The organism is Roseateles sp. FW305-36 (genome assembly GCF_058787015.1).
The window spans coordinates 173,797-193,801 of record NZ_JBYSZK010000006.1 but is presented as its reverse complement, the minus strand read 5'-3'; the positions used below and the strand labels follow the sequence as shown (position 1 = coordinate 193,801).

Sequence of the window (20,005 nt, the reverse complement as noted above, 5' to 3'; positions counted from 1 at the left end):
GCGGCCGGGCCCTAAACTCGAAGCTCCCAGCAGTTCTCCTGTCCTGCCCCGATGCGCCTGCCTGCCTTCGCCGCCTCCCTGTTGTTCCTGACCGCCTCCGGCTCCGCGCTGGCCGCGGACCGTGACGTGTTGTGGAAGATCATCGACGGCGGCTGCGTGCCCGCGGCGGCCAGCGGCGTGATGCCGCCGCCCTGCACCCGCGTCGAGATGCCGGCCGGCCGCGAATTCGGCTGGGCCGTCATGAAGGACAGGCGTGGCGTGCTGCAGTACCTGCTGCTGCCCACGGCCCGCATCAGCGGCATCGAAAGCCCGGAGCTGCTGCAGCCCGGCGCGCCCAATTTCTTCGCCCAGGCCTGGCATGCGCGCGACCTGCTCGACCAGCTCAACGGCCGCGCCCTGCCGCGCGAGGCGGTGTCGCTGACGCTGAACCCGGTGCGTCGGCGCAGCCAGGACCAGTTCCACATCCACATCTCCTGCATCCGGCCCGACCTGCAGGCGCGGCTGCAGGCCGCCGAGGCGGAACTCAAGCAGGACTGGGCGCCGCTGTCCGGTGGCTGGCAAGGCCACAGCTGGTTGGTGCGGCGTGTCGACGGCGACAGGCTGGACGCCGTCAACCCCATCACCGACATCGCCGCCCATGTGCCGGGTGCGGTGGCCGACATGGGTGCCATCGGCATCGGCGTCGTGGCAGTGAGCTTCAAGGACGGCAAGCCGGGCTTCGTGCTGATGGCCACGCGGCGCGACGACAACGACCCGACCAGCGGCATCGCCGAGCATGACGTCCAGGAGCACGACTGCGCCGTCGTGAAGGGCGCGGCGCCGGCGTCCGGCAGCTGACAGCGGCGGCTCAGTTCGCGGCGAAGCGCGCGCCCACCAAGGCGAGGACCTGCGCCGGCTGTTCGCGGTGAGGCATATGTCCGGCGCCTTCCAGCAGCGCCACCTGCACCGGCCCGCTGGCGAGCCGGCGAATCATCTCGGGATGCCGGGGCGATCCGTATTCGTCCTCGCCGCCATGCAGGGCCAGCACCGGGCCTTGCACGCGGGGCAGCACCGCCTCGAGTGACCATGCCGCGAAAGCCGGGTTCAGCCAGGTGCCCAGCCAGGCCTCCAGCACCCAGGCCGCCTTGTCGCCGTGGTAGCGGGCCAGCCTCTCCATCTGGCCCGCTTGCTTGAACTGCTCCCGCGCCGCGAGCAGGCCCTGCACGGTCCTGTCCTCGACAAAGGCCTGGGCCGACTCGGTGATCAGCGCCTCGCAGCGCCCGGACAGCTCTGCCGCGCAGTTGACCGCCATGCCGCCGCCCACGCTGTGGCCGAAGACGACGAAGCGATCAATGCCGAGCTGCTCCAGCACGACCGGGAAGAAGCTCTTGGCCTCCTCGGCGATGAAGTCCAGCGGCATGCCGCCTTCACGCCCATCGGAGCGACCGAAGCCCAGGCGGTCATAGGCGACGACGCGGCGGCTGGTGGCTTCGGCCAATGCGGCAGGGAAGTCCCGCCACAGTTCGACGCAGCCCAGCGAGTCATGCAGCAGCACGAGGGGCGCGGCATGCAACTCGCCCGCCGGCGTCCACGAGCGCGCGAACAGCCGGCCGCGGGGATGGTGGACCCAGTGCTCTTCGACGCGCATCGCTGCATCATCCCAGGCCTAGCCCTGGCGCATCGCCCGCTTGGCCGACAAAGCCATGAAGACGGCGAACACGACCACCACCACCAGGCCGGTGGCCAGCGAAGAGTGCTCGGCGACGAGGCCGATCAGCGGCGGGCCGGCCATCATGCCCAGATAGCCCACGCCCGACACGGCGGCAATGCCATGGGCCGAGGACACGCCAGGCACCTGCGAGGCCGCGCTGAACAGCACCGGCACGACATTGGACAGGCCCAGGCCCACGAGGGCAAAGCCGAGCAGCGCCACCCAGGCCGAGGGCACGGCCAGGGACAGCGTCATGCCGGCCGCGGCCAGAGCGCCGCTGGCCCGCATCAGCCGCGCCGGCGTCACGCGGGCGCGCACCCAGTCGCCGCCGAAGCGGCCGATGGCCATGGCGCCGCTGAAGCTGGCATAGGCCAGGGCCGCGGTGCTGGCCTCGCTGGCGCGCTCCTGCTTCATGAAGAGCACGCTCCAGTCGTACATGGCACCCTCGGCGATCAGGCCCATGGAGGCCAGCACGCCCAACAGCAGCAAAGGTCCGCGTGGCAGGCTGAGTGGATGCTTCTCCTCGGCCTCCTTCTCGGGCACGGGCAGCATGGCGCGGCTGCCCACCAGCACGACGGCGGCGCCGAAGCCGGTGGCGACGAGCAGATGGGCCTGGGGCGACAGGCCGAGGGCGGGCGCGACACTGCCCAGGCCCGCGCCGGCCATGCCACCGAGGCTGAACATGCCGTGGAAGCCGCTCATCAGCGGCCTGGCGGCCAGGCGCTCGATCTCGGTGGCCTCGGTGTTGATGGCCACGTCGACCAGGCTGCCGGTGATGCCGAACAGCAGCATGACGGCCAGCAGGGCGGCATAGGCCGAGCCCGCCAGCAGGCAGGCGATGGAGGCGCAGCAGGCCACGCCCATGACGGCGGAGACGGCGCGCGGCCCCCAGCGGCCGACGACGCGGCCGGCCTGGGCCAGGGCCATCAGCGCACCGACGCCACCCGCCAGCATGGCGATGGCGAGAGCCTGTTCACCCAGGCCGTAGTGGCCCTTGACCGTGGGCACGTGGACGCCCCAGGTCGCGAACATGACGCCCAGCACGAAGAACTGCGCGCGCAGGGCGCGTGACGCACCGACGACAGGGCTCACTTGGCGTTCGCGGCGATGCGGGTGAAGAAGTCGTAGACGCCCTGGTCGCCCATCTTGCGCGCGTCGGCCAGCTCGCCGCCTTCGGTGGCATAGAGCAGCTTGCCCTGGGGCGACAGCACGGCGACGGCGGGAATGCCCTTCTTCAGCGGCACGCGGTAGCCCTCGGCGATGTCGACATTGCGGTCGAAGCGGCCGACGTCGACCTTGACGACCTTGAAGTGCTGCGCGATCAACGGGGCGCTCGGGCCGTGCTTGAACGTGTTGTCCAGCATGCGGCAGTCACCGCACCAGTTGGCGCCGAAGACGACCAGGACGGGGACCTTGGCCTTCTCCGCCTCGGCCAGGGTCGCCTTGACGGCGGCCTTGGCGTCCACGCCTTCGTCGTAGATGGGCGGCGGGCCGCCGGCCGTGGCGGCGAGGCTGGTGGCGAGAAGGAGGGAAGCGGTCAGAAAACGCATGGCGACACAGTATGGGGCAGGAAATTGGAAGCGATTCCAGGCAGGGTTATCGGGAGGCCTGCTCGAAGAAGCGCCAGATCACATCGTTGGCGTCCAGGGCCTGCGAAGCCGCCTCCTTGCCCCGGCGCACGCTGGCCGCGCCGGGCCAGGAATGACCGCCGGTCTCGGTGACGCAGAGCTGCACCTGCGTGCCGCTGGCGCAGCCGCTGTAGCTTTCGCAATAGGCTCCCGCCTTCTCCAGCGTGCGTTGAGGCGACGCGGTGCAACGGTCGCGCTGCACCCAACGCGAAATGGTCTCGGGCACGGAGACGAAGTTCATGACCTTGCTCTCGTCGCGGAAGGCGCCGGGGCCGGCGCCGCCGTTGAAGAGGACGTGGTCGTCGTCCTTGGCATGGATGTGCAGCACGGCGATGGGCCGGCTCGGCGTACAACTGGCCGTCGCATCGGTGCCGGCGACCGAGGCCACGGCGCGGAAGACGTCGGCGGCCTCGCAGGCCAGGCGGTGGCTCATCATGCCGCCGTTGGACATGCCGGTGGCGAAGACGCGTGAGGCGTCGATGCTGTAGCGGCCCTTGATCGCCGTGACGGCGGCTCGGACAAAGGCCACGTCGTCCACGTTCCTGTCGCGTGCATCGCCGCAGCAGCCGCCGGCATTCCAGGTGGCGAATTTGCCGCCGGGCAGCTTGCTGTAGCCGTTCGGAAAGGCGACGACGAAGCCGGCCGCGTCGGCCTTCTTCTGCAGGCCGTATTTCTCGTCGTCGGCCATGAACTCGGCCCAGCCACCGCCGCCATGGAAGGCCAGCACCAGCGGCGCGGGCCGGGTGGCGTCATAACCTGCCGGCAGGTGGACCAGCACCTTGCGGCCCTGCACCTGCAGCTCCTGCAGGCCGGCCGGCGCCTCGCCGCCGGCGCGGCGCTGTTCCATGCGGGCCTTGATGCGGTCGCGCAGCGTGTCTTGCGCCTGCGCCGCCGGCAGCAGCGTGGCCAAAGCGAGGGCGAGCAGCAGGCCTCGCATGGTGATCAGCTCCCGCCGCCCCCGAGGGCGCGGTAAAGCGTCACGAGGTTCTGGGCGCGCTGGCTTTGCACCTGCACCAGGCTCTGCTGGGCCGTGAACAGCGAGCGCTGGGCGTCCAGCCGATCCAGGGCGCTGGAGACGCCCGCCGTGTAGCGCTGCTCGGCGGCATTCAGGCGGCGCGTCTCGGCGTCCACCTGCGCGGTCAGGGCTTCGCGCTGTTCGGCCAGCGTGGCACGGCTGCTCAGCCCGTCGGCGACCTCGCGGAAGGCGGTCTGGATGGCCTTCTCGTACTGGGCCAGGGCGATGTCGCGGCTGGCGCGCGCGCCGCTCAGGTTGGCGCGGTTGCGGCCGGCGTCGAACAGGGGCTGAACCAGCGAGGGTGCGAAGCTCCAGGCCGAGTTCTTGAACAGGTCGGACAGATGGCCGCTGGCCGTGCCGACGCTGCCGGTCAGCGTGATGCGCGGCCAGAAGGCGGCGCGGGCGGCGTCGATGTTGGCGTCCGTCGCACCCAGCTGGAATTCGGCCTGGCGGATGTCGGGTCGGCGCGCCAGCACGTCGCTGGGCAGGCCGGCGGGCAGTTCCGCAAGGGGCTCGAAGTCCGCCAGATCGCCGGTCGGCGCGGGCAGGTCGGCCGGCAGCGGGCCGCCGATCAGCAGGGCCAGCGCGTTCTCATCCAGGGCGCGCTGGCGCTGGGCCTGGGCCAGCACGGCGCGGGCCGACTGCCAGGAGGACTCGGCCGAGCGCAGGTCCAGTTCGTTGGAGACCCCACCCTCGAAGCGCTGGCGGGTCAGCGACAGCGACTGCTCGCGCGTGCCCAGGGTGTCGCGGGTGATTTTCAGCAGGGCCTCGTCGGCCTGCAGCGCGATCTCGGCATTGGCGACGGCGGCCACCAGCGCCGTGCGCACGGCCTGCTGGTTGGACTGGGCCGCCAGCACCTGGGCAGCCGCGGCGGCGCTCAGGCCGCGCAGGCGGCCGAACAGGTCCAGCTCATAGGCCGACACCTGCAGGCCAGCCTGGTAGAGGCTGTTGATGCCGCCCGCCGCCGTCGGGGTGCGCGAACCGCTGATGCCGGCGTTGACCGTCGGCCAGAGGTCGGCGTCGCGCGCCGCGGCGCTGGCGCGGGCCGTCTCTATGTTGAGGGCGGCAACGCGCAGGTCACGGTTGTTGGCCAGGGCCAGCGGGATCAGCTTCTGCAGGCGCTCGCCCTTGAAGGCCTGGGCCCAGGGCAGCGCGGCGGCGGCCGTCGCGCCGGGACCGCCGGCCTGCGGGAAGGCCTGCGGCATGGCGGCGGCGGCGGCTTCTGACGCGACCGGCCGCTTGGGTTCGGGGCCGGCGCAGGCCGCCAGCAGGGCTGCGACGGTGATCAGCGAGAGCGCAGCCTTCATGCCTGGCTCCCCGATTCTTCTTCCGCCTCGTGGGCGTCGCGCTTGCGCTGCCGCTCGCTGCCGGGGAAGAACTTGCGCACGACGACGAAGAAGACGGGCACGAAGAACACGGCCAGCATGGTGGCAGAGATCATGCCGCCCATGACGCCGGTGCCGATGGCGCGCTGGCTGGCCGAGCCGGCGCCGCTCGCCAGCACCAGCGGCAGCACGCCGAGGATGAAGGCCAGCGAGGTCATGACGATGGGGCGGAAGCGCAGGTGGGCGGCTTCGCGCACCGCTTCGTAGATGCTCTTGCCATGGGCCTGCAGGTCCTTGGCGAACTCGATGATGAGCACGGCGTTCTTGGCCGACAGGCCGATGATGGTGATCATGCCGACCTTGAAATAGACGTCGTTCTCCAGGCCGCGGAAGGTGGCACCGAGCACCACGCCCAGCACGCCCAGCGGCACGACGAGGACGACGGCCAGCGGGATGCTCCAGCTCTCGTAGAGCGCGGCCAGGCACAGGAAGACGGCCAGCAGCGAGAAGCCGAACAGGATGAAGGCGGTGGAGCCCGAGAGCTTCTCCTCGCGCGACTGGCCGGTCCACTCGTAGCCGAAGCCGTCGGGCAGCTGGGCCGCCAGCTTCTCCATCTCGGCGATGGCCACGCCGGTGGACACGCCCTTGGCCGGCTCGCCCAGGATGCGCACGGCCGCATAGCCGTTGTAGCGCACCGTCTGCATGGCGCCGGTGATCCACTTGCTGGTGGAGAAGGCGCTCAGCGGCACTGGCTGGCCGGCGCTGTTCAGCACGTTCAGGCGCGCCAGGTCCTCGGGCTGCATGCGCGCGGGTGCGTCGGCCTGCACGATGACGCGCTGCAGGCGGCCGGCGTTGGGGAAGTCGTTCACATAGCTGGAACCCAGCGACGTGCCCAGCATGGCGTTGATGGCGCCGATGTTGACGCCCAGGGCCTGGGCGCGGTCACGGTCGATGTCGAGCTGCAGCTGGGCGGCGTCTTCCAGGCCGTCGGGTCGCACCGCCGTCAGCAGCGGGTTCTTGGCGGCGGCGCCCAGCAGCTGGTTGCGCGCGGCCAGCAGTTCGGCCCGCGTGTGGCCGCTGCGGTCCTGCAGGCGGAAGGCGAAGCCGTTGGCGCGGCCCAGATCGCGGATGGGCGGCGGGCTGGTGGGGAAGATGATGGCGTCGCGCACCTTGCTCAGCGCGCCGAAGGCCCGGGCGGCCAGGCTCTGGGCCGAATGCTCGGATCCGTGGCGCTCGTCCCAGGGCTTGAGCGTGACGAAGGCCAGGCCCGCGTTCTGGCCCGCGCCCGAGAAGCTGAAGCCGACCACGCCGACCATGCTCTCCACCTCGGGCTGGGCGAGCATATAGCCCTCGACCTGCTTGACGACCTCCAGCGTGCGTGCCTGCGTGGCGCCCGGCGGCAGCTGGATGTTGACGAGGATATTGCCCTGGTCTTCATTGGGCACGAAGGAGGTGGGCAGCTTCTGGAACACCAGCACCGCCGCCGCGATGACGGCGGCGTAGACGATGGCCATGCGGGCACCGCGGTAGATGAACTTGGACACCCAGCCCTCGTAGCCCTTGGCCGTGCGCGAGAAGCCACGGTTGAACCAGCCGAAGAAGCCGCGCTTCTCCAGATGGTGGCCGGCCTCGACGGGCTTGAGCAGGGTGGCGCACAGGGCCGGCGTCAGCGACAGGGCCAGGAAGGCCGAGAAGGCGATGGCCGAGACCATGACGGCCGCGAACTGACGGTAGATGTTGCCGATGGAGCCGCTGAAGAAGGCCAGCGGCACGAACACGGAGATCAGCACCACCGTCACGCCGACGATGGCGCCGGAGATCTGGCTCATGGCCTTGCGCGTGGCCTTGAGGGGCGACAAGCCCTCCTCGCTCATGATGCGCTCGACGTTCTCCACCACGACGATGGCGTCGTCCACCACGATGCCGATGACCAGCACCATGCCGAACATGGTCAGCACATTGATGGAGAAGCCCAGGGCCAGCAGCGTGGCGAAGCTGCCCAGCAGCGCGATGGGCACGACCAGCGTCGGGATGACCGTGTAGCGGATGTTCTGCAGGAACAGGAACATCACCAGGAACACCAGGAACACGGCCTCCACCAGGGTCTCGACGACCTGGGAGATGGAGATGTCGATGAACAGCGAGCTGTCGTAGGGGATGCTGGCCTTCACGCCCTGCGGGAAGTAGGGCTCGAGCTGCTTCAGGCGCTGCTTGATGAGCTTGGCCGTCTGCAGCGCATTGGCCGACGGTGCGAGCTGCACGCCCACGCCCACCGACGGGTTGCCGTTCAGCCGCGTGGAGCGGCCGGTGTAGCTGTCGGCGCCCAGCTCGATACGGGCGACGTCCTTGAGGCGCACGCTGGAGCCGTCGGCGTTGGCGCGCAGCACGATGTTGCCGAACTGCTCCACGCTGGTGAGCTGGCCACGCACCACGACCGTGGCCGCCACCGGCTGGCCCGGCACATTGGGCAGGTCGCCGATGGAGCCGGAGCTGACCTGGGCGTTCTGGGCCTGGATGGCCGCGTTGACGTCGGCCGGCTGCAGGCGGTAGCCCACCAGCTTGGCCGGGTCCAGCCAGATGCGCATGGCGCGCTCGGTGCCGAACAGCAGGCCCTGGCCGACGCCGGGCACGCGCTGGATCTCGGGCAGCACGGTGCGCGAGGCGTAGTCGCCCAGCACGATGGGGTCGTAGGCGGGGTTGCTGCTGGACAGGATGATGAACAGCAGGAAGTTGGGGTTGGCCTTGTCCACCCGCACGCCCTGCTGGATGACCGCCTGCGGCAGGCGCGGCGCAGCGCGCGCGTAGCGGTTCTGCACATCCACCTGGGCCAGGTCGGGGTTGGTGGCGGGGTCGAAGCTCAGCGTGATGGAGCCCGTACCGTCGGCCTGGGCGACGGCCTCCATGTAGATCAGGCCGGGCGAGCCGTTCATCTCGCGCTCGATGACGCTGATGACCGAGTCCTCCAGCGTCTGCGCGGAGGCGCCGGGGTAGGACACCGACAGCACGATGGAGGGCGGTGCCACCGGCGGGTACTGGGCGATGGGCAGCTGCGTGACCGCCACCGCGCCGATGACCGTGATGAAGAGGGCGATGACCCACGCGAAGATAGGTCGGTTGATGAAGAACTGCGCCATGTCAGGATTCCCGCAGGGCCGTCCCAAGGGAAGCCAGCACCCCCGCGGGGGGCAGTGAACGAAGTGAGCGTGGGGGCATCATTTCTTCAGCCCTTGGATGCCGCAGAAGCGGGGGCAGAGGCAGGCGCCGAGCCCGCCGGCGACCACGGCACCGGCCTGGCTTTGCCGCCGGCCTTGGTCTTCTGCAGGCCATCGACGATGACCTTCTCGCCGGCCTTCAGGCCGCTGAGGATGAGGGCCTTGCCGTCCTGGGCCGGGCCGAGCTTGACGGGCCGTGCGCTGACGCTGCCGTCATCGGCCACCACCAGCACGGTCTCGCCCGTGGCGCCTCGGGCCACGGCCTGCTGGGGCAGCCAGACGGCGTCGGCCACTTCGGCCTGGGCCAGGCGCACGCGCACGTACAGGCCCGGCAGCAGCAGGCCCTTGGGATTGGGCAGTTCGGCGCGCAGCGTGATCTGGCCGGTGGCGGCGTCCACGCTGAGGTCGGAGAACAGCAGCTTGCCGGGCTGGGCGTAGACGCTGCCGTCTTCCATGAGCACCTGCACCTTGGCGGCTTCGCCGCCGCCAGCACGCTGCAGCTTGCCGTCGGCCAGGGCCTGGCGCAGGCGCATGACTTCGGCCGCCGACTGCGTGAAGTTCACATACAGCTTGTCGATCTGCTGCACGATGGCCAGCGGCGTGGCCTCGCCCTGGCCCACCAGGGCGCCTTCGGTGACGAGGGCGCGGCCGATGCGGCCGGCGATGGGGGCGGTGACGGCTGAATAGCCGAGGTTGATCTGGGCCGTCTGCACGGCGGCCTTGCCGGCGGCGACGTCGGCCTTGGCCTGCATGGCGGCGGCCTGGGCGTTCAGTGCCTCCTGCGCGCTGACGGCCTGGGTCTTGGCGAGCGGCGCGTAGCGGTCGGCCAGGGCCTGCGCCTGGGTCAGGTTGGCTTCGGCGCGGGCGAGCTGGGCCTGGGCGCTGGACAGCGTGGCGCGGTAGGGTGCCGGGTCGATCTCGAACAGGGCCTGGCCGGCCTTGACGTCACTGCCTTCGGTGAAGAAGCGCTTTTGCAGGATGCCGGCGGCGCGGGCGCGCACCTGGGCAACGCGGAAGGCTTCCAGGCGACCGGGCAGTTCGGCGGACAGGTCGGCGCGGCCGGGCGCCACGGTGACGACGCCCACTTCGGGTGGCGGCGGTGCTGCCGCGGCGGGCTTGCTGTCGCCTCCGCCGCAAGCGCTCAAGCCCAGCCCCGCGACCACTGCGGCCAAGACGCTCAACCGAGCGCCGCTACCCCATGCCAACTTCATCTTTGCGTCCTGTTCGAATGCTTCTCGAGCGCGGGCCCCGCGCCGCCGTTGGCGCACGAGGCAAAACCGCAGACTTTAGCCATGCAATCGCTTTCATGCTGGTGAAGCAACGCAAAGCCCTAACTAGAGGCCGCGTTGAGGGCGGCCAAGCGCGCACGCTGCACGGCGCGGCCGATGTCCGGCCCCTTGGCGCCGCGGGCAATGGCTGCGGCGCTGGCGGCGGCCAGGTCGACGGTCAGCGTGGCGCGCAGATCGGCCAGCAGCCGCTCGCGCTGCGGGTAGTCGCGGTCCTCCAGCCCGAGGCGGCCGCGGGCGTCGCATTCGCAGGCCCAGAGCATTTCGGCAAAGCGATCGGGCCGGCGCCAGGCGTCGCAGCGCTCGAGCAGGCGCAGCCGCGCCTCCGAGCCGAAGCTGCCACTCTGGTGCACATGGGTGTGTTCGCGGGCGACGAGCTCGGCCAGCTCGCGGCAGTCGCTCGGCACCTTCCAGCGCGCGCTGACACCGCGGGCCAGCTTCTCGCTGCGCACCTCGTGGGCGATGTGGCGCGGCAGCTCTTCCTTGCGCGTCGTGCCCTTGCCGAGGTCGTGGCAGAGGCAGGCATAGCGCACGGTCAGCGGCGCGTTCAGCAAGGCGCATTGGTCCAGCACCATCAGCAGATGGATGCCGGTGTCGATCTCGGGATGGTGGGCCTCGGGCTGGGGCACGCCGAACAGGGCCTCGACTTCGGGCAGCAGCTTCTGCAGGGCGCCGGCCTCGCGCAGCACCTCGAACATGCGCGAGGGCTTGTTCTCCATCAGGCCGCGCGACAGCTCCTGCCAGACGCGCTCGGCCACCAGGGCGTCCACCTCGCCGGCGGCCACCATGGCCCGCATCAGCTCGACGGTCTCGGGCGCCACCGTGAAGTCGGCGAAGCGCGCGGCGAGGCGGGCCAGGCGCAGGATGCGCACCGGGTCTTCGGCAAAGGCGGGCGACACATGGCGCAGCACCTGGGCCTGCAGGTCGCGCTGGCCGCCGTAGGGGTCGACGATGTGGCCGGCATCGTCCTCGGCCATGGCGTTGATGGTCAGGTCGCGGCGCGCCAGGTCCTGCTCCAGCGTGACGTCGGGCGCGGCGTGGAAGGCAAAGCCGTGATAGCCGGCGGCGGTCTTGCGCTCGGTGCGGGCCAGGGCCACTTCCTCATGCGTCTCGGGATGCAGGAAAACCGGGAAGTCCTTGCCGACGGGCTGGTAGCCGGCATCCAGCAGGTCCTGCGGCGAGGCGCCGACGACCACCCAGTCGCGGTCCTGCACCGGCAGGCCGAGCAGGCGGTCGCGCACGGCGCCGCCGACCAGATAGGTCTTGAAGGAAGAAGAGGAGGACATCGCGCCATTCTGCGGCCACACTCACGGGCATGAAGACCCTGAACGAACACCTGGCCTTCGGCGGCGTGCAGCGCTTTCATCAGCACGACTCGGTCGAGATCGGCCTGCCCATGCGCTTCGCGCTGTTCACGCCGCCCGAGCCCAAGGCGCTGCTGGTCTATCTGGCGGGCCTGACCTGCACCGAAGAGACCTTCACGATGAAGGCCGGCGCCCAGGCCGTGGCGGCCGAACTGGGCCTGGCCCTGCTGATGCCCGACACCAGCCCGCGCGGCGCCGGCGTGCCCGGCGAGAGCGAGTCCTGGGACTTCGGCGTCGGTGCCGGCTTCTATCTCGATGCGACGCGCGAGCCCTGGGCGAGACACTGGCGCATGGAGAGCTGGCTGATGAAGGAGTTGCTGCCGCTGGTGCAGCAGCAGACCGGGCTGGAGCGCGTCGGCATCTTCGGCCACTCCATGGGCGGCCATGGCGCGCTGACCCTGGCCCTGCGACACCCGGGTCGCTTCGCGTCGCTGTCGGCCTTCGCGCCCATTGCCGCGCCCCTGCAATGCCCCTGGGGGCAGAAGGCCTTCAGCGGCTATCTCGGCGAGGACCGTGCGGCCTGGGCTGAACACGACGCCAGCGAACTGATGCGCCGCCAGACGGCTGCGCCCTATCCGAAAGGCATCCTCATCGACCAGGGCCTGAACGACAAATTCCTGGCCGAGCAGTTGCATCCCGAAGTCTTCGAAGCGGCTTGCGCTGCGGTGGGCCAGCCGCTGACCCTGCGCCGCCAGGAAGGCTACGACCATGGCTATTACTTCATCGCCAGCTTCGTCGACGACCACCTGCACCACCACGCCAGCCAGTTGTTCTAGGGGGCGGTGTTGCGTGATGTGGGAAGCCACAGTCGCCAGCGGCCGTCTTCTTTTCTAAGCTGCCGCCCAAGCCGGTTCCGTTCGAAGAACCGATGGAGACAGCATGCAAGCCATACCCACGGGCCGCCCGCCCATCTACCGGTCCCTGTACGCCCAGGTCATCACGGCCATCGTCATCGGCGTTCTCGTGGGCCACTTCTTCCCGCAGACGGGCGAGGCCCTCAAGCCCCTGGGCGATGGCTTCATCAAGCTGATCAAGATGATCATCGCGCCCATCATCTTCTGCACGGTGGTGGTGGGCATCGCGGGCATGGAAGACATGAAGCGCGTCGGCAAGACCGGCGGCTATGCCCTGCTGTATTTCGAGATCGTCTCGACCATCGCCCTCATCGTCGGCCTCGTCGTCGTCAATGTGCTGCAGCCGGGCGACGGCATGCATGTCGACCCCAAGACCCTGGACACCAAGGGCATCGCCGCCTACACCGGACCGGGCAAGCTGCAGGGCACGGTGGACTTCCTGCTCGCCATCATCCCGACCACCGTGGTGGACGCCTTCGCCAAGGGCGAGATGCTGCAGGTGCTGCTGTTCGCCCTGCTGTTCGGCTTCGCCCTGCACCGCTTCGGCGGCCGCGGCACGCTGGTGTTCGACGGTATCGAGAAGACCTCGCACGTGCTGTTCGCCATCGTCGGCATGATCATGAAGCTGGCCCCCATCGGTGCCTTCGGCGCGATGGCCTTCACCATCGGCAAATACGGCGTCGGCTCGCTGCTGTCCCTGGCCAAGCTGATGGGCGCCTTCTACGCCACCTGCCTGATCTTCATCTTCATCGTGCTGGGCACCATCGCCAGGCTGCACGGCTTCTCGGCCTGGAAGTTCATCAAATACATCAAGGAAGAGCTCTTCATCGTGCTGGGCACCTCGTCCAGCGAGTCGGTGCTGCCGCGCATGATGGCCAAGCTCGAGAACCTGGGCGTGCGCAAGTCCACCGTCGGCCTCGTCATCCCGACCGGCTATTCCTTCAACCTCGACGGCACTTCCATCTACCTGACCATGGCGGCCGTCTTCATCGCCCAGGCGACCGACACGCCGATGACGCTGACCCAGCAGCTGACGTTGCTGGGCGTGCTGCTGCTGACCAGCAAGGGCGCCGCCGGCGTGACCGGCAGCGGCTTCATCGTGCTGGCGGCCACGCTGTCGGCGGTGGGCGGCGTGCCGGTGGCGGGCCTGGCCCTCATCCTCGGCATCGACCGCTTCATGTCCGAGGCGCGGGCTCTGACCAACCTGATCGGCAACGGCGTCGCCACCGTCGTCGTTGGCAAGTGGACGGGTGACGTCGACATGACGCGGCTGCAGGCCGTGCTGAACAACGAGACGCCGGCCGAGTCGGATGAACCCGAGCAAGTGCTGGACGCCAAGAACCCGCACATGGTCAATAACCCGGCGCCTCACTAAGGATTCCGCACGACCGTGCTAAATTGCTGGCATGGAAACCCGCAGCGAACGCGCCGAAACCACGCTGGCCGCCATCGTGGATGCCGCCCTGGCCATGGCCTCGGAAGGCGGGCTCGAGAGCCTCTCCATCGGTGAGGTGGCCAAGCGCCTGGGCCTGAGCAAGAGCGGCGTGTTCTCGCGCGTCGGCTCGCGCGAGCAGCTGCAGGTGGCCGTGCTGCTGGAATACGACCGACGCTTCCAGCAGGACGTCTTCGTGCCTGCCATGCGCGAAGCGCGCGGCCTGCCGCGGCTGGACCTCATCATGCGCCGCTGGCTGGCCCGCGCCACCAATACCGACCGCACGCGTTCCTGCCTCTACACGGCGGGGGCCTTCGAGTACGACGACCGCGAAGGCCCGGTGCGCGACCAGTTGCTGGACGGCGTGCTGAGGCTGCGCGTGGCCTTGCGCCGCACCGTGCTGCAGGCCATCGAGGCCGGCCATCTGCGCGCCGACCTCGATGTCGAGCAGTTCGTCTTCGAGATGGATGCCCTCTTCACCGGCCTGCTGCGCGACACGCGCTTCCTGCGCGATCCCGGCGTTCACCAGCGTGGCATCCGCGCCTGGGAACGCCTGCTGTCCAGCGCGAAAGCGCCGGCCCAAACGAGTCCCTGAATTTTTTTGCCAATTCGTCGCACGGTCGTGCGAAAAAAGGAGCCCCAGAGATGAGCACCCACAACCCCGCCGCCGCCTTCTTCGCCTCGCCGGTCGCCCGCGGTGTCGCGGCCCTGTTGCGTGGCCTGCAGCATGTCTCGCCAGCGCTGGGCACGCGCCTGGCGCTGGGCATCTTCTTTACGCCCATGCCGACCAAATGGCTGGCCCGTTCGCGCGCGGTGCCACGGCCCTGGGTCGAGCGCCGGCTGCCCTTCGAGGGAGGCCATGTCAGCGTCTGGGAGCGCAGTGACATCGAGCCCGGGCGGCCCAAGGTGCTGCTGACCCACGGCTGGGCCGGCGACGCCCAGCAGATGCGACCGCTGGCCGATACCTTGGCTGCCAACGGCTTCGAGCCCGTGCTGCTCGACCTGCCGGCCCACGGCCGCAGCAGCGGCTGGCGCAGCAATCTGCTGCAGTGGGTGAGGGCGATGTTCGCCGTGACGGCGCGCTTCGGGCCCTGGGAGGGCGTCGTGGCGCATTCCCTGGGCGCGATGGCCCTGTCGCATGCGCTGGCGCGCGGCCTGCCGGCGCGGCGTGCGGCCCTGGTGTCGCTGGCGCCGGCGCCCTGGCAGTTCCTGCGCTGGTTCGCCCAGGCCATGGGCACCAGCGAAAGCTTGGCGGCGCGCATGCGCGGGCATTTCGAGCAGCGTGAGGGCGCCTCCCTCGGTCATTTCGAACCGAGCTGGCTGGGCGTGCGCGTGCACCAGCACACGCTGCTGGTGCACGACCGCGGCGATGTGACGGCGCCCATCGCCGGCAGCGAGAGCCTGCTCGCCGGCCTGGCTGCCGGCCGCTTGCACAGGACCGAGAACCTGGGCCACCGCCGCCTGCTCAACGACGCGGCGGTCATGCAGCAGGTCGTCGCGCATCTGAGTTCAACCCCGGCGCTGCGGGCGATCTGAACCGCCGGGGGACAATCCCCCCATGGCTGTTCTTTCCCTCACCAATGCCCATCTCGCTTTCGGCCACGTGGCCCTGCTGGACGGCGCCAATTTCTCTCTCGAAACCGGCGAGCGCGTCGGCCTCATCGGCCGCAACGGCACCGGCAAGTCCTCGCTGCTGAAGATCCTCTGCGGCCTCGAGAAGCTCGACGACGGCCTGCTGCAGCAACAGCAGGGGCTCACCAACGTCTATGTGCCGCAGGAGCCCGAGCTGCGCAGCGACGCGACCATCTTTGACGTCATCAGCGAAGGCGTGGCCGAGGCCAAGGCCCTGCGCGAGCGCTACGAGCGCCACGACGAGAACGACGATCTGGCCTGGGTGCAGGAGCGCATCGAGCACATCGGCGCCTGGAACTGGGAGCAGCGCGTCGACGAGACCCTGCACCGCCTCGGCCTGGACGGCGAGCGCCTGGTGGGCAGCCTGTCCGGCGGCCTGAAGAAGCGTGTGGCCCTGGGCCGTGCACTCGTCGCCCAGCCCGACGTGCTGCTGCTGGACGAGCCCACCAACCACCTGGACCTGGACGCCATCACCTGGCTGGAAGGCCTGCTGAACGACTTCAAGGGTTCGCTGCTGCTGATCACCCACGACCGGACCTTCCTGGACAACGTGGCCAATCGCATCGTCGAACTGGACCGCGGCCAGCTGCGCGGCTACCCCGGCAACTACGCCGCCTTCCAGGCTGCCAAGGCCTACGAGCTGGAGAACGAGGCGCTGTTCAATGCCCGTTTTGACAAGCTGCTGGCTCAGGAAGAGATCTGGATCCGCAAGGGCGTCGAGGCCCGCCGCACGCGCTCGGTGGCACGCATCCAGCGCCTGGAGGCCATGCGTCTGGCGCACGCCGCACGGCGTGACGTGCAGGGCAAGGTCAGGCTGGACATCGACACGGGCAGTGCCAGCGGCAAGATCGTGGCGGAGCTGGAGGACGTGTCCAAGAGCTACGGTGAGCGCGCCATCGTGCGCGGCTTCACGTCCACCATCCTGCGGGGCGACAAGGTCGGCCTGATCGGCCCCAATGGCGCGGGCAAGACCACGCTGCTGAAGATGATCCTCGGCGAGTTGCCGCCCGACAGCGGCACGGTGCGCCTGGGCTCGCGGCTGACGGTGGCCTATTTCGACCAGATGCGCGACACGCTGAACCTGGACGCGACGCTGGCCGACACCATCAGCCCGGGCTCGGAGTGGATCGAGATCGGCTCGCAGAAAAAGCATGTGAAGAGCTATCTCGGCGACTTCCTGTTCTCGCCGGCGCGGGCGAACTCGCCGGTGCGCACGCTCAGCGGCGGCGAGCGCAACCGCCTGCTGCTGGCGCGCCTGTTCGCACGGCCGGCCAATGTGCTGGTGCTGGACGAGCCCACCAACGACCTCGACATCGAGACGCTGGAGCTGCTGGAGGAATTGCTGGCCGACTACGACGGCACCGTCTTCCTCGTCAGCCATGACCGCCGCTTCCTGGACAACGTCGTCACCTCCACCATCGTCTACGAGGGCGAGGCGCGCTGGCGCGAATACGAGGGCAGCGTGCAGGACTGGCTGACGCAGTCCAGGCGCGCCGCGGCGCTGCAGGCCAAGGCCGCACCGGCCGCCGCCGCACCTACGCCGCCGCCCGCACCCGAGCCGGCCCCGGTCGTCGCCACCAAGCGCAAGCTCAGCTACAAGGAGCAGCGCGAGCTCGACGAGATCCCCAAGCAGATCGCTGCGCTGGAGGCCGAGCAGACGCAGCTGAACGCGCTGATCGCCGGCAGCGAGCTCTACACCCAGGGCGCGAAGCGCATTGCCGAAGTGACGGACCGCGCGGCGGAGATCGACACCGAGCTGCTCGAGTTGATGGAGCGCTGGGAAATTCTGGAAGCCAAGTGATGAACGCCCTGCATCAGGAATGGCTGGCCCTGCAGACCCAGCACGAGCGCTACGAGGCCCTGGCCCTGGGCGTGAAGCTGGTGGCCTTCGCGGCCACCGTGCTGGTGCCGGACAACACCCTGGCCGTGGCGCTGCTGGCTCTGCTGTGGCTTCAGGAGGCCGTGCTCAAGACCTTCCAGGGGCGGTTGGGCGACCGGCTGCTGGTGGTGGAAGCGGGCTTGAAAGCGGGCGGCGATGCGGTCGCCATGCAGTTGCACAGCGAGTGGCTCGCCAGCCGCCCGCGCGGCATCGGGCTCGTCACGCAATACCTGAAGAGCGCGCTGCGCCCGACGGTGGCACTGCCCTATCCGCTGCTGATGCTGCTTGTTGTCGTGGTCTGAGCGTCGCGGCCGTCGCGCCTTGCTTCGGGCCGAGCGCCGGGCCGCCCCTAGCCGGCCCGTCTGGCGATGTGCTCGCGGCTTGATGCCGTGAGCATCGCCGTCCCCTCGGGGGCTGAGGCCGGACACATGGCGCCCAGTGGGCGGCATGTGCCTGCGGAAGAGCTGTGGCTCAGGCCGCAGCGCGGTCTGCGAGACCGACCAGACACGCTCGCGTTCAGCGACGCGTGACTGGGCGGGGGGCCTCGGCTTCAGCCGGGCTGAAGCTTCTCCAGCGGCACAAACCCGTTCTGGCCTTTGAGCTGCACCACCGTCTCGCCATGGCGGTGCACGACATACTGGGCCACATGGACGCCGCCTTGGTAGCGGACCTTGTCGCCCGGCTTGATGACGGGCTGGGGCGGGATGACGGGCAGCACCGGTCGCGCCGCGGGCTTGGCGCTCCGCATCGTGTCCCTCACCTGGCCATGCAGGCCGGGTGAGTTCTTGGCCAGGGCTTCCAGCGAGCGGTTCATCTCGGCCTTGAGCTGCTCGGCCGTGAAGGGCTTCTTCAGCAGGAAGTGCGCGCCGTGCGCCTCGGCCTCGAACTGGTGCTCGGGCGTGACCTCGAAGCTCAGCAGCGACAGATGCAGGGTCGGCTGCACCTCGCGCAGCCGCTGATGCAACTGGATGCCGGTCAGCGGCGCCTTGGGAAACCAGTCGGTGATCAGGAAGTGGGGCTTGAAGAGCAGGCCCTGGGCCAGCGCGGCGTCCGTGTCGGCGCAACAGAGGATGCTGTCGGCCGCGAAACCATGGCTTTGCAGCAGTTGGCGCGCAAAGGTTTGCACTCCGGCCAAAGGATCTACAACAAGGAATTTCAAGGGGTCTGTCATGGCCGAAGCGGCCGCGGAAACGATTTCGCAGCGGCAGGATTTTGCCGCCTGCGGCGTCTCGGGCCCGTGACAAACCCCCGGTCAGCGAGAACTTTTCAGCGAGAACTTTTCGTCAGCCTTGCAGGCGGCAGAAGTCGGCCCGCAGGCCCTGCGGCGTGCGCGCCAGGTACAGGGACAGGGACTCACCACCGTCGAGGGACAGCTGGCGCAAACCATCGCCCATGCCGGCGGGCAGCGGGCCCGCGAAGCTGAGGCTGAACTGCTCGCCTGGCTGATGGCTGGCCTTGCGGCTGACGGCCTGCAGCGTGACCGCATGGCCGTCGACCTCGAAGCGCTGGCCGACATGGGCCTGCCAACTCGTCGCTCCGGCCAACTCGCCGAGGCGGGGGCGCACGGCCGCGAGGCTGGCCGTCGTGCCGGCACTGGCGACGATTGCGGTCGCGCTGCCTCTCAGGAAATCGCGCTTGTTGATCATGGCAGGCACTCCTCGGGTTGGGGCTGGCGGGCCGGGACCGGCCGGTGCATGGCCTGGTGCAGGCCCTGCGGCTGGCCATCGGCGACAAAGCCCAGCCGCTCGTAGAGCCGTCGGGCGGGGTTGTGGATCTCGACCTGGATGCTCAGGCCCTGGCCTCGGGCCGCGGCCCGCTCGGCCAGTGTCTGCAGGCAGCGGGTGCCCAGGCCCTGGCCGCGCCAGGCGGGCAGCACGGTGATGTCGAGGATGTGCAGCCGGTTGCCGCGCTCGTCCAGCCAGAGCCGGCCGGCGATCTCGTCGCCCTGGACGAGGATGAGGTGGCAGACGGAGAGCGGGAAATGGCGGGTGTAGTGGACTTGCTGGGCGCGGTGCTGCTGGCGCACGAAGGCCTCGCACTGCGACGCCGGCCAGCCGGTCAGGGCCAGCTCTTCGGCGCGGGTGCTGGCGTAGATCGCCAGCTGCCAGTCCTCATCGGCCGGCGTCGCCGCGCGCAAGCGGTAGTCCATGGCCTGCGTTTTAGTTGCGCGACGGGAAGATGCCCTGCATCGCGATGCAGAACATCAGGCCGAGATAGGGCTGGCGGTTCTCGTGGGGCTGGCCGCCGCCTGACGCGCCGATGCTCTCGCCCGCCATGGGCGCCGTGGGGCCCGGAAGGTGGTAGACGCTGGCCCCGGTGCTCGGTGGTGCCATCGCCGCATTGGCCGGGCTGACGGTGAGGCCGGAGGCGCCGCCCATCAGGCCGTGGCCGTGGGCCGGCATCTCGCTGCTCTGCAGCGTGACGGCGGCCTGGCCGACGGTCTGGGCCAGATCGCGGTTGCTCAGCCCGGGGCCTTGACCGGCGTGCATGGCCATGCGGTCGCGCAGATTGGGCAGGGCGAAGTTGTTGATGCCATTGCCACCGTAGTTGGTGCCCAGCAGCGAGAAGAGGGCGGTGTTCTGGCTGATAGGCAGCAACTGGCCGTCGCAACTCGCCCAGCCGCGCGGGGCGAAGTTGTAGGGCATCACGCGGATCTCGGCGAGGAAGGGATCGGACATGTCGGGCTCC

At 69.7% G+C, this 20,005-nt stretch carries 19 protein-coding genes; 7 read left to right on the top strand and 12 right to left on the bottom strand.

Going from position 1 to position 20,005, the window contains the following annotated elements:
• Positions 1-51 precede the first annotated feature (51 nt).
• Positions 52-837: a CDP-diacylglycerol diphosphatase gene (locus tag AC3WOE_RS13465; protein WP_492691123.1), complete on the top strand. Its 786-nt coding sequence runs from the start codon at positions 52-54 to the stop codon at positions 835-837.
• Between the two features lie 10 nt (positions 838-847).
• Here AC3WOE_RS13465 and AC3WOE_RS13460 read toward each other — a convergent pair whose 3' ends face one another.
• From AC3WOE_RS13460 to AC3WOE_RS13425, 8 genes are all read right to left on the bottom strand, one after another.
• Positions 848-1,627, bottom strand: a complete 780-nt coding sequence (locus AC3WOE_RS13460; RefSeq protein WP_492691122.1) for an alpha/beta fold hydrolase — start codon at positions 1,625-1,627, stop codon at positions 848-850.
• Between the two features lie 18 nt (positions 1,628-1,645).
• Positions 1,646-2,782: an MFS transporter gene (locus tag AC3WOE_RS13455; RefSeq protein ID WP_492691121.1), complete on the bottom strand. Its 1,137-nt coding sequence runs from the start codon at positions 2,780-2,782 to the stop codon at positions 1,646-1,648.
• Entirely contained in the window at positions 2,779-3,240 is a 462-nt protein-coding gene (locus tag AC3WOE_RS13450; RefSeq protein WP_492691120.1) for a thioredoxin family protein, read from the bottom strand. Before AC3WOE_RS13450 ends, AC3WOE_RS13455 begins: the two co-directional genes overlap by 4 nt.
• Before the next feature lie 46 nt (positions 3,241-3,286).
• Entirely contained in the window at positions 3,287-4,255 is a 969-nt protein-coding gene (locus AC3WOE_RS13445; protein ID WP_492691119.1) for an extracellular catalytic domain type 1 short-chain-length polyhydroxyalkanoate depolymerase, read from the bottom strand.
• A gap of 5 nt (positions 4,256-4,260) precedes the next feature.
• Positions 4,261-5,640, bottom strand: coding sequence for an efflux transporter outer membrane subunit (locus AC3WOE_RS13440; RefSeq protein ID WP_492691118.1), 1,380 nt, complete (start codon positions 5,638-5,640; stop codon positions 4,261-4,263).
• A complete protein-coding gene (locus AC3WOE_RS13435; RefSeq protein ID WP_492691117.1) occupies positions 5,637-8,792 on the bottom strand; it encodes an efflux RND transporter permease subunit in 3,156 nt (1,051 codons plus the stop codon). Before AC3WOE_RS13435 ends, AC3WOE_RS13440 begins: the two co-directional genes overlap by 4 nt.
• An 86-nt stretch (positions 8,793-8,878) precedes the next feature.
• Positions 8,879-10,081, bottom strand: a complete 1,203-nt coding sequence (locus AC3WOE_RS13430; RefSeq protein ID WP_492691116.1) for an efflux RND transporter periplasmic adaptor subunit — start codon at positions 10,079-10,081, stop codon at positions 8,879-8,881.
• A 119-nt stretch (positions 10,082-10,200) separates the two neighbouring features.
• On the bottom strand, positions 10,201-11,442 hold the full coding sequence (locus AC3WOE_RS13425; RefSeq protein WP_492691115.1) for a multifunctional CCA addition/repair protein: 1,242 nt from the start codon (positions 11,440-11,442) through the stop codon (positions 10,201-10,203).
• Positions 11,443-11,471: 29 nt separating this feature from the next.
• Between AC3WOE_RS13425 and fghA the strand changes: the two genes are divergently transcribed.
• From fghA to AC3WOE_RS13395, 6 genes are all read left to right on the top strand, one after another.
• Positions 11,472-12,296, top strand: a complete 825-nt coding sequence (fghA, locus tag AC3WOE_RS13420; protein WP_492691114.1) for an S-formylglutathione hydrolase — start codon at positions 11,472-11,474, stop codon at positions 12,294-12,296.
• Between the two features lie 103 nt (positions 12,297-12,399).
• Positions 12,400-13,749 (top strand): dicarboxylate/amino acid:cation symporter, encoded by a 1,350-nt coding sequence (locus AC3WOE_RS13415; protein ID WP_492691113.1) that lies wholly within the window; start codon positions 12,400-12,402, stop codon positions 13,747-13,749.
• Between the two features lie 31 nt (positions 13,750-13,780).
• Complete coding sequence (locus AC3WOE_RS13410; RefSeq protein WP_492691112.1) at positions 13,781-14,401, top strand: TetR/AcrR family transcriptional regulator; 621 nt, start codon at positions 13,781-13,783, stop codon at positions 14,399-14,401.
• 50 nt (positions 14,402-14,451) lie between these two features.
• On the top strand, positions 14,452-15,342 hold the full coding sequence (locus AC3WOE_RS13405) for an alpha/beta fold hydrolase (protein WP_492691111.1): 891 nt from the start codon (positions 14,452-14,454) through the stop codon (positions 15,340-15,342).
• 22 nt (positions 15,343-15,364) lie between these two features.
• Positions 15,365-17,239 carry an ATP-binding cassette domain-containing protein gene (locus AC3WOE_RS13400; RefSeq protein ID WP_492691110.1) on the top strand — a complete coding sequence of 625 codons (1,875 nt, stop codon included), beginning with the start codon at positions 15,365-15,367 and terminating at the stop codon, positions 17,237-17,239.
• Positions 17,239-17,619, top strand: a complete 381-nt coding sequence (locus tag AC3WOE_RS13395) for a hypothetical protein (RefSeq protein ID WP_492691108.1) — start codon at positions 17,239-17,241, stop codon at positions 17,617-17,619. Before AC3WOE_RS13400 ends, AC3WOE_RS13395 begins: the two co-directional genes overlap by 1 nt.
• A gap of 248 nt (positions 17,620-17,867) precedes the next feature.
• Here the strand turns inward: AC3WOE_RS13395 and AC3WOE_RS13390 are convergent, their stop codons facing one another.
• The 4 genes from AC3WOE_RS13390 to AC3WOE_RS13375 form a co-directional block, all read right to left on the bottom strand.
• On the bottom strand, positions 17,868-18,443 hold the full coding sequence (locus AC3WOE_RS13390; RefSeq protein ID WP_492691106.1) for a hypothetical protein: 576 nt from the start codon (positions 18,441-18,443) through the stop codon (positions 17,868-17,870).
• Between the two features lie 157 nt (positions 18,444-18,600).
• Positions 18,601-18,963, bottom strand: a complete 363-nt coding sequence (locus tag AC3WOE_RS13385) for a DUF6916 family protein (RefSeq protein ID WP_492691105.1) — start codon at positions 18,961-18,963, stop codon at positions 18,601-18,603.
• Positions 18,960-19,466 carry a GNAT family N-acetyltransferase gene (locus tag AC3WOE_RS13380; RefSeq protein ID WP_492691103.1) on the bottom strand — a complete coding sequence of 169 codons (507 nt, stop codon included), beginning with the start codon at positions 19,464-19,466 and terminating at the stop codon, positions 18,960-18,962. The genes AC3WOE_RS13385 and AC3WOE_RS13380 overlap by 4 nt, the downstream gene beginning before the upstream one ends.
• A gap of 10 nt (positions 19,467-19,476) precedes the next feature.
• On the bottom strand, positions 19,477-19,995 hold the full coding sequence (locus AC3WOE_RS13375; RefSeq protein WP_492691101.1) for a phage tail protein: 519 nt from the start codon (positions 19,993-19,995) through the stop codon (positions 19,477-19,479).
• Positions 19,996-20,005: the final 10 nt, after the last annotated feature.

Excerpts from the sequence above, each read along its gene's own strand:
- AC3WOE_RS13440 (WP_492691118.1), bottom strand. The coding sequence starts at position 5,640 with ATGAAGGCTGCGCTCTCGCTGATCACCGTCGCAGCCCTGCTGGCGGCC.
- AC3WOE_RS13375 (WP_492691101.1), bottom strand. The coding sequence starts at position 19,995 with ATGTCCGATCCCTTCCTCGCCGAGATCCGCGTGATGCCCTACAACTTC.
- AC3WOE_RS13460 (WP_492691122.1), bottom strand. The coding sequence starts at position 1,627 with ATGCGCGTCGAAGAGCACTGGGTCCACCATCCCCGCGGCCGGCTGTTC.
- AC3WOE_RS13380 (WP_492691103.1), bottom strand. The coding sequence starts at position 19,466 with ATGGACTACCGCTTGCGCGCGGCGACGCCGGCCGATGAGGACTGGCAG.
- AC3WOE_RS13465 (WP_492691123.1), top strand. The coding sequence starts at position 52 with ATGCGCCTGCCTGCCTTCGCCGCCTCCCTGTTGTTCCTGACCGCCTCC.
- fghA (WP_492691114.1), top strand. The coding sequence starts at position 11,472 with ATGAAGACCCTGAACGAACACCTGGCCTTCGGCGGCGTGCAGCGCTTT.
- AC3WOE_RS13450 (WP_492691120.1), bottom strand. The coding sequence starts at position 3,240 with ATGCGTTTTCTGACCGCTTCCCTCCTTCTCGCCACCAGCCTCGCCGCC.
- AC3WOE_RS13425 (WP_492691115.1), bottom strand. The coding sequence starts at position 11,442 with ATGTCCTCCTCTTCTTCCTTCAAGACCTATCTGGTCGGCGGCGCCGTG.
- AC3WOE_RS13435 (WP_492691117.1), bottom strand. The coding sequence starts at position 8,792 with ATGGCGCAGTTCTTCATCAACCGACCTATCTTCGCGTGGGTCATCGCC.
- AC3WOE_RS13405 (WP_492691111.1), top strand. The coding sequence starts at position 14,452 with ATGAGCACCCACAACCCCGCCGCCGCCTTCTTCGCCTCGCCGGTCGCC.
- AC3WOE_RS13400 (WP_492691110.1), top strand. The coding sequence starts at position 15,365 with ATGGCTGTTCTTTCCCTCACCAATGCCCATCTCGCTTTCGGCCACGTG.
- AC3WOE_RS13415 (WP_492691113.1), top strand. The coding sequence starts at position 12,400 with ATGCAAGCCATACCCACGGGCCGCCCGCCCATCTACCGGTCCCTGTAC.
- AC3WOE_RS13445 (WP_492691119.1), bottom strand. The coding sequence starts at position 4,255 with ATGCGAGGCCTGCTGCTCGCCCTCGCTTTGGCCACGCTGCTGCCGGCG.
- AC3WOE_RS13410 (WP_492691112.1), top strand. The coding sequence starts at position 13,781 with ATGGAAACCCGCAGCGAACGCGCCGAAACCACGCTGGCCGCCATCGTG.
- AC3WOE_RS13430 (WP_492691116.1), bottom strand. The coding sequence starts at position 10,081 with ATGAAGTTGGCATGGGGTAGCGGCGCTCGGTTGAGCGTCTTGGCCGCA.
- AC3WOE_RS13385 (WP_492691105.1), bottom strand. The coding sequence starts at position 18,963 with ATGATCAACAAGCGCGATTTCCTGAGAGGCAGCGCGACCGCAATCGTC.
- AC3WOE_RS13395 (WP_492691108.1), top strand. The coding sequence starts at position 17,239 with ATGAACGCCCTGCATCAGGAATGGCTGGCCCTGCAGACCCAGCACGAG.